Raw genomic sequence first — 17,032 nt, forward strand, 5'->3', positions numbered from 1 at the left:
CCTGTTTATTCTTAGTATTACAACATTTTGCTCACAATTCATCCCCTGTCATCCATATATCATAGTGAATTTAACCCTCCGCACATGTGGTGTTAACCTTCCGCACCATATGTGCTAAGCATCAGCACAACATGTGCAGAGTATCAGCACCGCAGCAAATGATGGTAAACATTCACAAACATTGTATGAAATAAGACCTTAAAACATCCTTTTCCCTTGGCTAAAGTATTAAAGTGTAAAACGCTAAAACTAAACTGAACAAATCAATTCTTTCTATAAGTACAACAGATATTATTCTAATCGGGGCAAACAATCCAAACGATTCGTTATAGAGCCAGAGAATATTATTAATGGCTGTCATTTTAAAATTTGTATAAACTCATTATAAACCTATCAGTTAAATAAGAATAATGGGTGACGATAGTGACAGGAAAGTCTACTTTATTTTTACTTTTTTGGATAATAATCGAAAGTGATAAACTTCTAAAAATATTCCATTTTGGATAACAATGATATCACTTTTTTTTCTTAACTTTGTCCATACGAAAACCTGTTATAAGACATAAATAACTAATAATTAGTTACTTATATGTAAATAAGGAAATCTCAATAGAGGGTTAAAGTATAATAAAAAGGAAAACTATATATTACAAGTAATGAATATAACGAAACGTAATGGAGAAGTAGAAGTCTACAATAACAAAAAGATTTCAATAGCCATTAAAAAGAGTTTTATTAGCACTGGGAAGGAAGTTTCAGACAGTGAGATAGCTGGAATGGTTAGTGAAGTAGAGCAGTTCATCACTGACAATCCCGAACTACGCACTGTGGAGGATATCCAGAACCGAGTGGAGAAGTGCCTTATGGCACATGGTCATTACGATGAAGCGAAGAATTATATCCTCTTCCGCTATCAGCGTAATGAGCAACGACAAGCTATCAACTACATTGCGTGGTCAGCTGACGATCGTGAGTTGGCTGATGTGTTGCACAGTGTAGCCCGAGAATACCGCGAGCGTTCTTATAGTATGGTGACACTTCAGGAGAAGTTTGCCAGCTTCACCAAACCCGGTATGTCACAGAAGGATGCTATTGAAGCACTTATCAAGGCTGCTGTGGAGTTGACAACACCTGAGGCTCCAGCATGGGAGATGATTTCAGCACGTATTCTTTCTTATCGTTCTGAGAAGAAAATCACCCGTTTGGAGGAAGAGTTGGGACTCAAGACCTTCTATCGTAAGCTTAAATATATGACCGAAGAAGGACTTTATGGTGATTATATTCTTCAGAACTATAGCGAAGAAGAAATCAACGAGGCTGCTACCTTCATTGATCCTGAACGCAATAAGCTCCTTAATTATTCAGGTCTTGATCTACTTCTAAAGCGTTATGTTATAAAGAATTACTCTGGTAAAGTGATTGAACGTGTACAAGAAATGTTCCTTGGTATTGCGCTTCATCTTGCTATGCCAGAGCAGAAGGATAGTCGACTTATGTGGGTACGTCGTATCTATGACTTGCTTAGTAAGTTAGAAGTAACGATGGCAACCCCTACCCTTTCTAATTCTCGTAAGCCAAGTCATCAGCTTTCAAGTTGCTTTATTGACACCGTACCAGATAGTTTGGATGGTATCTATCGTAGCTTAGATAACTTCTCACAGGTGAGCAAGTTTGGCGGTGGTATGGGTATGTACTTTGGTAAGGTACGTGCTACGGGTGGTAATATCCGTGGTTTCAAGGGTGTAGCAGGTGGTGTAATCCGCTGGATGCGACTCGTTAATGACACTGCTGTTGCTGTTGATCAGTTAGGAATGCGCCAAGGTGCTGTAGCCGTTTACTTAGATGTATGGCATAAAGATCTACCAGAATTCTTACAACTTCGTACCAACAACGGTGACGATCGTATGAAGGCTCACGATATTTTCCCAGCTATCTGTTATCCTGATCTTTTCTGGAAAATGGCAGAGGAAGACATGAATCAGAACTGGTCGCTCTTCTGTCCTAACGAGATTATGCGTATCAAGGGTTATTGTCTTGAGGATTATTATGGCGAAGAGTGGGAACGTAAATATCTTGACTGCATTAATGATCAGCGCCTTTCACGCCGTGTAATCAGTATTAAGGATATCGTTCGTCTTGTTCTTCGTTCTGCTGTTGAGACTGGAACACCATTTACCTTCAACCGTGACACGGTGAACAGAGCTAATCCAAACGGACATAAGGGTATGATTTACTGCTCTAATCTTTGTACGGAGATTGCTCAGAACATGGCTCCAATTGAGACTGTATCGAAGGAAGTAGAGACAAAGGATGGTGATACTGTTGTTGTTACAACAACTCGTCCGGGTGAGTTTGTAGTATGTAACTTGGCAAGTTTGTCACTTGGTAGACTTCCATTGGAGGACGAGAAGAAGATGAAAGAAAAGGTTGCAACAGTTGTTCGTGCACTTGACAACGTTATCAACCTCAACTTCTACCCTGTTCCTTACGCACAACTTACCAACCAGCGTTATCGTTCAATTGGCTTGGGTATTAGTGGTTATCACCATGCTCTTGCTAAACGTCGCATCAAGTGGGAGAGTGAGGAGCATCTGCAGTTTATGGATAAGGTGTTTGAGACTATCAACCGAGCAGCTATTCTTGCCAGTTCAAACCTTGCTAAGGAGAAGGGAAGCTATCAGTTCTTTGAAGGAAGTGACTGGCAAACAGGCGCTTACTTTGATAAGCGTGGTTATGACAGTGCTGAATGGCAGGATGTTCGTAAGACAGTTGCATTGCAGGGTATGCGTAATGCTTATCTTCTTGCTGTCGCTCCAACCAGCAGTACAAGTATTATTGCAGGTACAACAGCCGGCTTAGACCCAATTATGAAGCGTTTCTTCTTAGAAGAGAAGAAGGGAAGTATGCTTCCACGTGTTGCTCCTGAGCTTTCAGATGAGACCTACTGGATGTATAAGAGTGCTTATCTTATCAACCAAAAATGGAGTGTTCGTGCTTCTGGTGTACGTCAGCGTCATATCGACCAGGCACAGAGTATGAACCTCTATATCACCAATGACTTCACAATGCGCCAGATACTCGACCTTTACTTACTTGCTTGGAAAGATGGTGTTAAGACTATCTACTATGTCCGTAGTAAGTCATTAGAGGTGGAAGAGTGTGAGAGCTGCTCATCATAATAATTCAGAATTCACAATTCAGAATTCACAATTATGATTACCTCTCTTGCTAAATATTAGAAAAATGATAGAGTAAATATATAAGAAATAATGGACAATCAATTAAAACGTAATACCTTATTCAATCCTTCAGGCGATATCGACTTGCGCTTGAGACGAATGATTGGTGGCAATACTACTAATTTGAATGACTTCAATAACATGAAGTATTCATGGGTAAGTGACTGGTACAGACAGGCAATGAACAACTTTTGGATTCCGGAGGAAATCAATCTTTCACAGGACTTTAAGGATTATCCACATCTTGAAAAGGCTGAACGAGTAGCTTACGACAAGATTCTTAGCTTCCTTGTTTTCCTTGATTCGCTTCAAAGCAACAACCTCCCAACACTCAGTGAATATATCACTGCAAACGAGGTAAACCTCTGTCTGCATATTCAGGCATTCCAAGAGTGTATCCATAGTCAGAGTTATAGCTACATGCTCGATACTATTTGTAGTCCTGAAGAGCGTAACGACATTCTCTATCAGTGGAAGACCGATGAGCATCTCTTGAACCGTAATAAGTTTATTGGTGACTGCTACAATGAGTTCCATGAGAAACGTGATAAGTTCAGCTTGATGAAGACGCTTATTGCTAACTTCATTCTTGAAGGTATCTACTTCTATAGCGGATTTATGTTCTTCTATAATCTCAGCCGAAATGGTAAGATGTCGGGGTCTGCACAGGAGATTCGCTATATCAACCGAGATGAGAATACACACCTCTGGCTCTTCCGTAGTATTATTCTTGAGCTGAAGAAAGAGGAGCCTGATATGTTTACTCCAGAGAAAATAAAGGTTTATGAGGATATGATGCGTGAGGGTGTACGTCAGGAGATAGCATGGGGACAATATGTTATCGGCAATGATGTGCAGGGTCTTAATGCGCAGATGGTGTCTGATTATATCCGTTATTTGGGTAATCTTCGCTGGTCTGGACTCGGTTTTGGTTTCCTCTATGATGACAACCAAAAGGAACCTGAGAACATGAAGTGGGTAGGTCAGTATTCTAATGCTAACATGGTGAAGACCGACTTCTTCGAAGCTAAGAGTACTGCTTACGCCAAGAGTACTGCACTGATTGATGACTTATAAGTCTTAATTCATAATTATAATTACCTTCGTAATTCATAATTCAAAATTCACAATTCATAATTATGATTACTTATTTTGGGTGTTATGAAAGGAAAATTCTAAACATAATAATTCCAATAAATAGTAATTTAAATTATGAATTGTGAATTTCTTTTTATCTCTATACGAACCATAAACATGAAAGACATCATATATGCTTTATTTATTTTTAGTAATCTAACTCGTTTATAACAGTAAATTAGTTCTTATTCAAGACTATACTGCAATGTAATTAGTGGTTAGCACCATCGGTGTTTACCCTCCGCACATCATGTGCTGGGAATCAACACCAACCGAAATAATACAAAGTAAGATTCATAAAGGATGAAACTTGTATTCATAACTGTTGATAACTCTGTGGAAAACTATATTGATAACTATTTTATAACTCTGTGGATATCCACACAAGAACAGAAGAAGAGGCTTCTATGTGGATATCCACAAGGTTATTAATGCAGTTTTATAGAAGTTTTACACAACTTTCATATCAAAAAAGATATAAACTTATTATCTTTGCATCAATTGTGGATAATGTGGATAACTCAACATAATGCCTGAATATCAAACAATAAAATGAGAATAACTTGTTAATAATATAACATCTAAGTTTGATAACCATTCTGGCAAGAAAACGGCAGAAAAGTTCTGCACTAATCCACAGCCCATCATACTTAAACATTCTTTTTCTTTTAAAAGAGAAATAAAGAATAATATTAAAGTTGAACGGATAAAACGGAGAATATGAAAAAGTTGAAGATTTATATAGTTTGTCTCTTTGCGATGATTGCCGTCAGTGCCACCGCACAGTGTACATTCCGTAACACGGCGTTTAGCAGTGGAGAGTATCTTACCTACAACCTTTATTATAATTGGAAGTTTATTTGGGTAAAAGCAGGTACAGCCTCTTGGTACACGGTCTCCTCTACTTATAAAGGTATTCCAGCTTATCGTGCCTCGCTAACAACACGTGGTAATGGTAAGCTTGACGATTATTTCGTATTGCGTGATACGTTGCTTGCCTACAACTCTAAGCAGATGGAACCGCTTTACTTCCGTAAGGGAGCAAGGGAAGGAAAGCGATATACGGTGGATGAGATATTCTATACTTATCCAAATGGTAAAAGTAAGATACGCCAACATAGAATCAACAACGAAGGAAAACATCAATGGATGGAGAATACATACGATGACTGTTCTTATGATATGATGAGCATTTTCCTTCGTGCACGTAGTTTTAATCCTGAGAACTGGAAGAAAGGTGAGGTGGTGAAGTTCCCTATCGTCGATGGAAATAGTCGACATGCAGCTCGTATAGTTTATGGTGGTAAGGAGAATATCAAGGCCGACAATAATCATAAGTATCGTTGTTTGCGTCTCACCTATTATGAATATGAGGATGATAAGTGGCGCGAAATAGCTAATTTCTATGTAACGGACGACAGCAACCATATCCCTGTTCGTCTTGATATGAGTTTGAAGTTTGGTTCAGCAAAGGCTTTTCTTGTTTCAATGAAGGGTATTAATAGTCCGATTAAATCTGAGGTAAAATAGGAATTTATCAGTCTTATTCCTATCTTATATATAGAGGATAAATTTTTAAAAGGACGATATAAAACCATTCCTTATAAATTATAGGGGTATAACGTAATGCAAGCGTTATACTCCTATAATCGTATGATAGAGATGAGATAGACTTCATTTGTATTCCACCTTATTTCCACTTCTTCTCGCTTATATCGAATTAATTATGTAATTTTGCAGATAATAAGTAGCATACGGCAAAGAGAAAGAACACTTCCTCTGCGTTCGTAAGTCTTATTTTTGGACAAAAGAAATAAACGTTTATTTAAGATATGGCATTAAAATGTGGTATAGTAGGACTGCCAAACGTAGGTAAGTCCACACTTTTCAACTGCTTGAGCAGTGCCAAAGCACAAGCAGCTAACTTCCCTTTCTGTACGATTGAGCCGAACCTCGGCGTAATTACCGTTCCTGACGAGCGTTTGAATAAGCTCGCTGAGATTGTTCATCCAGGACGAATCGTACCTGCTACCTGTGAGATTGTCGACATCGCAGGACTCGTTAAGGGTGCTTCAAAGGGTGAAGGATTGGGTAACAAGTTCCTTGGCAATATCCGTGAGTGTGATGCTATCATTCATGTAATCCGCTGTTTCGAGGACGATAACGTGGTACGTGAGGGTGGTATGGCAGTCAACCCAATTGAAGATAAGGAGATTATCGATACAGAGTTGCAGCTTAAAGACCTTGAAACCATTGAGGCACAGCTTGCTAAACAGCAGAAAGTTGCTGCTGCAGGCAATAAAGATGCTAAGGTAATGGTATCTGTCTTGGAGGCTTATAAGGAAGTGTTAGAGCAGGGTAAGAATGCTCGTAGCGTTGAGTTTGAAAGCAAAGAAGAACAGCAAGCAGCGCACGACCTCTTCCTCCTGACAACAAAACCTGTACTTTACGTTTGCAATGTAGACGAATCAAGTGCTAAGACAGGTAACGAATACAGTCAGATGATTGAGAAGATTGCTGCTGAGGAAGGTGCTGAAGCAATGGTTATCGCGGCTAAGACAGAGGAAGACATTGCTTCTTTGGAGAGCTATGAGGATAAGAAAATGTTCCTCGACGAGCTTGGATTGGAAGAAAGCGGTGTGAGCCGACTCATCAATAAGGCATATCATCTGCTCAACCTCCAGACCTTTATCACTGCTGGTGAGATGGAAGTAAAGGCATGGACCTTCCATAAGGGATGGAAAGCTCCGCAGTGTGCGGGAGTTATCCATACCGACTTTGAGAAGGGTTTTATCCGTGCAGAGGTCATCAAATACGACGATTACATTAAATATGGTTCTGAGGCAGCTATTCGTGAGGCTGGTAAACTCGGCATCGAAGGTAAGGAGTACGTTGTACAAGACGGTGATATCATGCACTTTAGATTTAATGTATAGCCCTATTTAACCCCTCTCTATTCAGAGAGGGGATAATTATTGGTGCTATCTTCACTTTTAATAGCATAACTATGAACAATCTACTTTATATTGCATGGCAGCCAAGTGAAGTGATTTTCCAGCTTGGTTCTCTTCCTATTCGTTGGTACGGAATGTGTTGGTTAGTAGGTCTTGCCTTGGGATATTTTATGATGCAGTGGCTTTTCAAACGTCATAAATTTCCTTCATCACAGTTTGATCCACTCTTCCTCTATGTCTTCTTTGGCGTATTGCTTGGTGCTCGCTTAGGTCATTGTCTCTTTTATGAGCCAGAGGAGTTCCTCACTTCTTGGAAAGGAATCATGACTATCTTTATTCCTATTCGTGAAATGGCTGACGGTTCATGGAAGTATGTGGGTTATCAAGGACTTGCATCGCATGGTGGAGTAGTCGGATTGCTTATTGCCCTCTTCCTTTATATTCGCAGGACGAAGATGAATACGTGGGTAGTACTTGACTTCTTCGGTATTGTATCAGGTATCACAGCCTGCTTTATTCGTCTTGGAAACCTGATGAATTCAGAGATTATTGGTAAGGTAACAGACGTTCCTTGGGCTTTTATCTTCTATAATGTAGATGATAAACCACGTCATCCAGGACAGCTCTATGAGGCAATAGCCTACTTAATTATCTTTCTTTTTATTTATTTTATATATAGGAAGTATCCTAAGAAAGTGGGTACAGGACTTTATTTCGGACTCTGTCTTACACTTATCTTCACCTTCCGTTTCTTCATTGAATACACAAAGGAGATACAGGAAGCATTTGAGGCAGGTCTGCCAATCGATATGGGACAGATATTAAGTATTCCTCTTATTGCCCTCGGTGTATGGTCAATTCTACGCTCAAGAGGCAAAGAAGGAAAACTACCATAACTCGCTTTCGACTACGAATTACGCTAATTGCACGAATATTCCTTATCAATGAGTATTCGTGCAATTTGTTTTATGAATATTAATTAGTTGAAATTTGTAAACTATTTTTATGCGGTTTAAACCCAATACATGCTCTTTTAGCTTCTAAAAGACGCCCTTTTGGCTTGCAAAAGATGCCCTTTAAGCCCCTTACTAACGCCCTTTTGAAGTCCAATTAAGCACCTTTTACTTTGCTACTTTATAACTAATTGATTTTCTGTTGATTACAAACCTACTTTTTGTATGTGGTTTTATCGTTATTTATTGATGTTTTACTCGAAATTATGTAATGATTTTTCAAACCCTTATCTGCATATTTTCGAAGTCCTAAAATGAAATGGTTTTCAATATCAGAGGATGATAATAGGACAGATGGTTGACTGTCTTAGCCAAGTTTTTGTTTAATGAGTAACTTCGGTTCTTTCTTTAAAGCAATACGAAAAGCGTCTACACATTTAACGGAAGAACCTATTTTCTTCCTTATAATTCTTTTATTTATTTGTAATTCTTCTTGTAATATCTTCTAAAGACTGATAAAAAAGTGGAGCTGAAACATTGTTTATGTTTCCTTCTTTATATACGCTATTGCATATATACAATAAGTCATCAATGTTTCCATGTAGTTCCATAATCCTTCTTGTAAGATTATTTGTGGCAAACATACGCTTCATGAAAATGGCAGAAAGTTGAGCTGGTAGTTTATATAGCCATAATTCATTTCTGTAATATTTCATATTAATACCACGTGAAGCTGCTATTTTTGTTGTCTCACGAATAGTTTTAATCGTAGTTGCCAATAGCTTTAGAGAATTCATAAGTTTATGAACTGATGCTATACTGTCATTTATGTCTCCATTTTTACCTATGACAGAGATAACTGCAGCGTTGATAGCCATGTGTATCCATATCCATTCCAACATGTCATAAGGGTTCTCAAGCTTTATGTTAGAGGACTTAAATAGATTAGAAATAGCCTCATAATTTGATATGGTTGTCTTATTTTTAGACTCTATCATGAAATGATCGAATAAACAACAATCAAGTTCAGCTTTAGTAGCAAGCTCTTCTTTTTTTATTTTTATGCAACCTCCAGCAACGGGAAAGCCTAAGATATAATCATATCCTTGCATAATTTTATCAAGATATTGCTTGTCATACCATAGATTACAGCATAAGAGTATTGTGCCTTTGAATGCTTCTTTTCGTAGTATCTCCATTACATTGGCAATCTTCCCTTGTGAGATACTTACGAAAATCATGTCATATTCTTTCTTTGAATGTGGATTTACTGTATATTCTTTTTTGACTTGAATACCCTTTGATGATTCTCTTCCATCTAATAATGTAACTTCAATATTGCTTATATATTCCTTATTACTTCCTTCCCGAATATAATGTTCAACATTGTGTCCAGCCTCTTTAAACACAGAAGCATAAGTTGTTCCGATAACTCCTAATCCTATAATTAATATATCCATATTTGTGTTTATTTTAGACAAAGGTAATTAATTATTTGGGCTTTCCTCCTTATTTTTGTAATTTTGTAAGTCTAAGGATAAAATAGGAAACAGACTTAATAAGGAAGTAAAAGATATGACAAAAGACGATAAGGGATTAACCCCGATGATGAAACAGTTCTTCTCAATGAAGGCACAACATCCTGGAGCATTGATGCTCTTTAGGTGTGGTGACTTTTATGAGACGTATGGTGAGGATGCTGTGGAGTCGGCAAGAATACTCGGTATTACCCTTACACGTCGTAATAATGGTGGTAATGGCGACTCGATAGAGATGGCTGGTTTCCCACATCATGCCCTTGATACTTATCTTCCTAAGCTTATCCGAGCTGGAAAGCGTGTAGCTATCTGCGACCAATTAGAAGACCCAAAGAAGAAACGTGAGGCTATCAAAGGCAAGAAGGGTCTGACGGCAATGGACAAGATGGTGAAGCGTGGCATCACAGAACTTGTCACTCCGGGTGTTGCCATGAGCGACAACGTGCTGAACTATAAGGAAAATAACTTCCTTGCAGCGGTACATTTCGGTAAAGGTTCTTGTGGAGTCAGTTTCTTAGATATATCTACCGGTGAGTTCCTGACTGGTGAAGGCAACTTTGATTATGTCGAAAAACTATTGGGTAACTTCCAACCAAAGGAGGTACTCTTTGACCGTGCGAAGAAACAAGACTTTGAACGCTATTTTGGTACACGCCTTTGTACATTCGAGATGGACGATTGGGTGTTTACCGATCAGACGGCACGTCAGAAGCTATTGAAGCATTTTGGAACAAAGAACTTAAAGGGTTTCGGTGTTGATCATTTGAATAATGGTGTTATTGCAGCAGGTGTTATCCTTCAATATCTGGAGATAACGCAGCATACACAAATCAATCATATCACTTCATTGGCACGTATTGAAGAAGATAAATATGTGCGAATGGACCGCTTCACGATTCGTTCTTTGGAGTTGATTGCCCCAATGAATGAGGGTGGATCATCGCTTTTGAACGTTATCGACAATACTGTTACGCCAATGGGTGGACGTATGTTGCGCCGTTGGATGGTCTTCCCACTGAAAGATGTAAAGCCTATCAACGAACGTTTAGACGTTGTTGATTATTTCTTTCGTGAACCTGATTTCCGCGAGTGTATCAATGAACAGTTCCATCGCATTGGCGACTTGGAGCGTATCATATCAAAGGTAGCAGTCGGTCGTGTGTCACCTCGTGAGGTAGTACAGCTGAAGAATGCCCTTATGGCTATCCAACCCGTTAAGACGGCCTGCCTTTATGCAAAGAGCGATACACTCAAGAGGATAGGTGAACAGCTGAATCTCTGTGAGTCTTTGCGTGATAGAATAGAGAAAGAGATACAGCCTGATCCTCCACAGTTGGTCAACAAAGGCGACGTGATAGCCTTAGGTTATAACCAAGAACTCGATGATTTGCGTTCTATCCGTGACAATGGAAAGCAATATCTGTTAGAGATTCAAGAGAAGGAGATTGCTCAGACGGGTATTACTTCATTGAAGATAGGATTTAATAACGTGTTCGGCTATTACTTGGAGGTGCGCAATACGTTTAAGGATAAGGTGCCTGAGAATTGGATTCGTAAGCAAACATTAGCGCAGGCAGAGCGTTATATCACGCCAGAACTTAAGGAATACGAAGAAAAGATACTCGGTGCTGATGAGAAGATATTGGCTTTGGAAACTCAGCTTTATATGGAGCTGATACAGGATATGCAGGAGTTTATTCCGCAGATACAGATTAATGCCAATCTCATTGCCCATCTTGACTGTCTGCTTTCGTTCATGAAGGTGTCACAGTTGCAGCGTTATGTGCGTCCAGTAGTGGACGATTCGGAGGTTATAGACATAAAACAGGGTCGCCATCCAGTGATTGAAACACAGCTACCGATAGGTGAACAGTATGTGCCTAATGATGTACTGCTTGATACGGAACACCAACAGATAATGATGATTACGGGTCCGAATATGGCAGGTAAGTCTGCCTTGTTGCGTCAGACAGCCCTTATCGTACTCTTAGCACAGATTGGTTGCTTCGTTCCTGCTGAACGAGCACGTATCGGAATGGTGGATAAAATCTTCACACGTGTGGGTGCTTCGGATAACATTTCATTAGGAGAATCAACCTTTATGGTTGAGATGACAGAGGCTTCAAATATCCTAAATAACGTCACTCCACGCTCTTTAGTGCTCTTTGATGAGTTGGGTCGTGGTACAAGTACCTATGACGGTATTAGCATTGCATGGGCGATTGTAGAGTATTTGCACGAACATTCACGTGCACAAGCTCGTACCCTCTTTGCGACACACTACCATGAATTGAACGAAATGGAGAAGAATTTCCCACGTATTAAGAACTTCAACGTCTCTGTGAAGGAAGTGGATGGAAAGATAATCTTCGTTCGTAAGTTAGAGAAAGGTGGTAGTGAGCACTCCTTCGGTATTCATGTAGCGGAGATAGCGGGTATGCCTCGTTCTATTGTTAAGCGTGCTAACATTATACTTAAGGAGCTTGAAAAGGATAATTCACAAGTAGGTAGTGTCGGTAAGGCTGCCGTTGAGCGTCTTGACCAGAGCAGAGAAGGTGTTCAACTCTCCTTCTTCCAGCTCGATGATCCCGTCCTCACACAGATTCGTGACGAAATCCTCGGTCTTGATGTCAACAATCTTACACCTGTTGAAGCCCTTAATAAGCTGAATGATATTAAGAAAATCGTAAAGGGATAAGGCTTAATCAACTTATAAAAAATCTATCAATTCTTGCAAGTTCTTCAAAAACTTGCAAGAATTGGCAGAAATCATACGTAGAAATAATATTAAATAGTATTTATGTAAGTCTGGTTTTAGAGTCAAACAGTTCACCTTTAATGTAGCTGAATTTTACCTTATTAATAGGTATTTTCTTTAAAAACTGCTGCGAAACAAGCCCATCAAGATCAGATTTTGCCGTCGTATGGCTGACAGAGAAGCGATTTTCTACTTCTTTTACGGTCATTATCATTTTTGGATTATCACGATACAAAGATAAAATAATAGCTTGTCTCTCATTTATGGAGCCTAACTTATGCAGATTGATGCTATTTTGTCGCTGGTATATTTTTCGTTGAATATAATCTTGTAGTTTTTTGAAGGCAAGTGAAAGTACTTTCAGATGATAAGTTACGAAATAACCTAAGTCATAATCATCAGTCTCAACATATAAGTAAGCTTTTTCATATTGTCGTTTTGAAGCATAGATAATACGAGAGATAGATAAGTATTCTGTTAGCCAGTAGCCATTCTTGAGCATATACCAATAGAATAATGCTCTTGCTGTTCTGCCATTTCCGTCTACAAAGGGATGAAGATAAGCTAAGAGGAAGTGGATGATGATGGCTTTGATAATAGGATGTATAAAAACGTCCTTTGCTTCATTGTTGGCAAATTCACAAATTCTGTTTATGAAGTCAGGTATCTCTTTATAAGAAGGAGGTGTGTGTACTATCTCATTTGTGATACCATCAATAACAACGATATCGTTATTCTGACGAAATTTTCCTTCATTGGTACTATCATTCAATGTCTTTGCTGTCATCTTAGAATGGATTTTCAAGAGTAGTTCCATACTCATTTTATCATCCTTATGCTCAGCAATAAAGCGTATTCCCTCATAATTATTTACAATCATCTGTTCTGATTTGTTATGAGGTGATATACTTTTTCTTAGCATCTCTTTGGCAGCTCTACGGGTGGTAGCTGCTCCTTCCATCTGACTGGATGATATAGCTTCTTCCATTAGTGAGGATATGAGATACCGCTCTCTGTCTTCTGAAGGAATAATAGCTGAATTTTCCCAAGAACCTCCAAAGTTCATGTCAAATAATGACATAGCTTTTGCATATTGTTGGTAATGGATAGTGTGAAAGGACAGTCCTCCCATATTTTTATCTGTTGCATGAGACGGTTAAGTTTAGCAGCTGCCCAAATGTGTTCAGATGAAAGATCAGCTGGATGAGACTTGTATTTTACTTCAGTCCAATACAAGTAATCATCATTGATATTGCGTATCAATGGAGTAACGTCTGTTCGTGCAGATAATTTTGTTGCTTTTTGTATAAGTTTGGTATCTAACTTGGGAGGTTGTTCTATCATAATTCTTTTTTGCAAATATAATACTTTTCTCTTATATTAAACGGTTAATAGTGAAGATTTAACATAAATTCTTGCAAGTTCTTCAAGAATTTGCAAGAATTGGTAGGTTCAATTAATGGTTGAAAGAATAGGTTGATAAGAGGAAAAGAACATAAAAAGACAAGGTAACAAAGTGAACAACTCAGATTAGTTCCTTTGTTACCCTGTCTTTTTATCATGTCATAGAAATAAGAACTTGCTTTTTTCTAATCCAACTTAGTTATTCTGATAATTTTCACAACTGTATAATACTGCGAAGTACTATTGAACTAATGTATATACAAGAACATTTTTAATTCTATTTTGCTGTCACTTTTAACATTTAAGACTAATTGCTTATTTTCCAGATATCTATGTCATTTATAATACTGACAGATGTGACAGGAAAAATGATTATAGTCTGCAAAGCTAAGAGTTATTTCTCATGCCGCTTAATGTTGTTGCTGTCTCATCCTTTGTGTGCTACTCTGTAGTTTTACTTATTCTCTTTCCTACTTTGCGCGCTGTGATTCTGTATCACGGTTGTCATGATAGGTACGATGAACCTGTTTGCCACCAAATGACCATGTAGCACGAAGTCCGATATATCGAGAATGATTATCAAATCGGTTCGTGTTAGTATATTCTTGATAGAATATGGTATTTCGATTGATATTCTGATGAAAGGGATCGCCAATGGTAAGACTCATTTTCAAGCGGTCGTCCAGACAGCTGTATTTAAGGCTCATCCGCAGGTAAGCATGAGGATCACTTTGAGTCTGTGCAAAATATTCCCGGAACCAGTGCCGATAGTTGATCTCGGCAATGAGCGTCTTCTGCCGGTTGAGCAGGAACGAGAGCGAACCTTCAGCCCGCCTGCCCCATCCATGTATCTGTAACACGTCCGTTTTGTAATCGGAATGGGAATCATAGTAATATACTTCTCCTCCTATGTTAAGGTTCATCCATGCCTGCACATTGCGGTTATAATTGGCATAGACACCCGTCTTTTCATGGCGCAGGCCGTCATAGGGACCGGTTACCTGACTTCCGTTTGCGAGGAATGTGGTTCTCCAGCCTGTCTCCCCTTTGCCATGACTGCTGTAGAGAACGGCATAAAGTCCTTTCCCATTGCTATAGTTTATCTCCATGTTGCGAGTATAGGCAGCTGCGAGATAAGGGTTTCCTGTCATGTAATCAGTGGTAGATGTATAGATACGGAAAGGATTGAGGTCGTTGAAATCGGGTCGTTCTATCCCCCAGTTGGCAGCAAGTGCCAGATTCTGATTATCTTTTAATTGCCAGTTGAGGTGCAGAGTGGGATAGAAACGTCCGTAATGACTGCGATTGATTTGTCTTTGTGTAAGCTGGTTGCTTTCCGTCCATGTATGTTCGTAGCGTAGTCCAGCTTGTAGCTGAAGTTTTTCTGTGAGCAGTTTCTTTGCTGATAAATAGGCAGCGAGGGTTCGTTCCTTATACAAGAATTCATTACTTTCATCTGCATTGTATCTCCACTGTCCGTTGGAAAGGTTCTCCAGCATCAGACTTGTCTTATTGCGGATAGCTGAGAAAGATGACCCTGTCTCCATATAGAGATGCTTGAAAGGCAGTGAAAAATCAAGTTTTAAGGCATTTATCTTGTAATTTGCCTTGCTTTTATTGCGTAGTGATTCAGTCATTCCGTTTGTTACCGATACGTTCTCACTTTGCGTGGGAGCATTACTGTTGAAGAAGTTATAGTTCACATTGAGTGTCTTCTCTAATGAGTCAAGTTTGTATTCAGCGTACAGTGTCGTACTTATGTTGTTGTTCCAGACAGCTGGGGCATGAGCTGTCGTAAATGTTGTGTCCCTGTTAATTGAGACAAACGTGTGATTGGTAGAGATGTGATTGGTATAGAATGATGTCATGACACCCAGTTCCAAGCGCTTGTTAGCATGATATTTCACGATGGCATCTGCACTATACGAAGACCAAGGGGATATGGTCCGCTTTCTTGTACTGCGCTGGTGTCCATCTTTGAAGTCATAGACAGAATATGAGTTGTTGATTACTTTATCCAAAGACATTCCCAGACCTGTGGACAGCTCAAATTTCCTGCCGGCATAGTTGAGGTTTATATCCTGGAAATACCGCCCACGGTACTGCCGCTGCACCTCCTCGCTGATACTCCCACTCCACCCTTTCGACTGGTCACGCTTCATGACGATGTTGATGTATCCCGCATTGGCTTCTGCCTTATATTTTGCAGGTGGAATAGTTATCACCTCTATACGCTCAATATCTTCTGCCTTCAAGCTGCGGAGTTTTGCCTTTACAGCATCGGCAGTCATTTCAAGGATATGTCCATCAAGCATGATATGGGTAATGCCCTTACCTACGATGCTGACACTTTCGTCACTGACATTTAGCATTGGTACACGCCCCATCACTTCTATACCATTCATCCCCTTGGAGAAAGGGTCATTACTGACGAGATATTGCAGTCGGTCAACATCATTTTTAATAACTCGGCGCATACCTTTTACTGTCACGGATTTCAGTGTATATGGTTCAGTCTTCATACGGATAGTACCGATATTGCCGACATTAATCAGCTTATAGTAGGTAGCAAATCCAATGAAAGAAACCCGTAGTAAGACCTTCCGTTGACTACATGGTATGACTAAGTCTCCCCCGTTATTGGTCACTCCGCCATTGATGAAACTGGAATCCGATGGATTCAACAAAGCTATATTGGCAAACGGTACAGGCTGGTTGTGCTGATCAACAATGTGTCCAATGACCTTTGTAGGTACTTTCTGTGTACATTCTACGAAGATAAGGCTATCACTGACGGTCATGCGCATGGGATAGAAACCCAATACCTCTCGTATTGCTTCGGGAACGGTGCGGTTACGTAGGTTTACAGTGACTGTAAAATCCTCTAATTCATTATATATGAAGTTGATTGTATACCTTTGGCTGGCATTGTCAATATCAGTCAGCACATGTGGTAGGGATGTATTATTATAGTTTCGGGTAATATGCTGCGCCTGTACACCACAGACAATCAGTAGCAGTATACCAAGAAAGAGATGCTTTCTCATAG

Annotated in this window: 8 protein-coding genes and 1 pseudogene; 6 read left to right on the plus strand and 3 right to left on the minus strand. The window is 39.4% G+C overall.

Annotated elements, in window-relative coordinates; genetic code table 11:
* Window positions 1–656: 656 nt before the first annotated feature.
* The 5 genes from J5A56_RS07060 (at window position 657) to lgt (ending at window position 8,226) form a co-directional block, all read left to right on the plus strand.
* Window positions 657–3,179, plus strand: a complete 2,523-nt coding sequence (locus J5A56_RS07060; protein ID WP_021671454.1) for a ribonucleoside-diphosphate reductase subunit alpha — start codon at window positions 657–659, stop codon at window positions 3,177–3,179.
* Window positions 3,180–3,269: 90 nt separating this feature from the next.
* Window positions 3,270–4,316 carry a ribonucleotide-diphosphate reductase subunit beta gene (locus J5A56_RS07065; RefSeq protein WP_021671453.1) on the plus strand — a complete coding sequence of 349 codons (1,047 nt, stop codon included), beginning with the start codon at window positions 3,270–3,272 and terminating at the stop codon, window positions 4,314–4,316.
* Window positions 4,317–5,096: 780 nt separating this feature from the next.
* Complete coding sequence (locus J5A56_RS07070) at window positions 5,097–5,906, plus strand: DUF3108 domain-containing protein (RefSeq protein WP_021671450.1); 810 nt, start codon at window positions 5,097–5,099, stop codon at window positions 5,904–5,906.
* Between the two features lie 302 nt (window positions 5,907–6,208).
* A complete protein-coding gene (gene ychF, locus J5A56_RS07075) occupies window positions 6,209–7,312 on the plus strand; it encodes a redox-regulated ATPase YchF (RefSeq protein ID WP_021671449.1) in 1,104 nt (367 codons plus the stop codon).
* A gap of 71 nt (window positions 7,313–7,383) precedes the next feature.
* Window positions 7,384–8,226, plus strand: a complete 843-nt coding sequence (gene lgt, locus J5A56_RS07080) for a prolipoprotein diacylglyceryl transferase (RefSeq protein ID WP_021671448.1) — start codon at window positions 7,384–7,386, stop codon at window positions 8,224–8,226.
* 530 nt (window positions 8,227–8,756) lie between these two features.
* Here the strand turns inward: lgt and J5A56_RS07085 are convergent.
* Window positions 8,757–9,743 carry a ketopantoate reductase family protein gene (locus J5A56_RS07085; protein ID WP_021671447.1) on the minus strand — a complete coding sequence of 329 codons (987 nt, stop codon included), beginning with the start codon at window positions 9,741–9,743 and terminating at the stop codon, window positions 8,757–8,759.
* Between the two features lie 115 nt (window positions 9,744–9,858).
* On the opposite strand from J5A56_RS07085, the gene mutS reads away from it, so the two are divergent.
* On the plus strand, window positions 9,859–12,519 hold the full coding sequence (gene mutS, locus J5A56_RS07090; protein ID WP_021671446.1) for a DNA mismatch repair protein MutS: 2,661 nt from the start codon (window positions 9,859–9,861) through the stop codon (window positions 12,517–12,519).
* A 100-nt stretch (window positions 12,520–12,619) separates the two neighbouring features.
* Here the strand turns inward: mutS and J5A56_RS07095 are convergent.
* Window positions 12,620–13,923: pseudogene (locus J5A56_RS07095) on the minus strand (Fic family protein).
* Window positions 13,924–14,453: 530 nt separating this feature from the next.
* Window positions 14,454–17,030, minus strand: coding sequence for an outer membrane beta-barrel family protein (locus tag J5A56_RS07100; protein ID WP_021671443.1), 2,577 nt, complete (start codon window positions 17,028–17,030; stop codon window positions 14,454–14,456).
* Between the last annotated feature and the right edge of the window lie 2 nt (window positions 17,031–17,032).

Source organism: Prevotella melaninogenica, from assembly GCF_018128065.1.
Taxonomy (GTDB): domain Bacteria; phylum Bacteroidota; class Bacteroidia; order Bacteroidales; family Bacteroidaceae; genus Prevotella.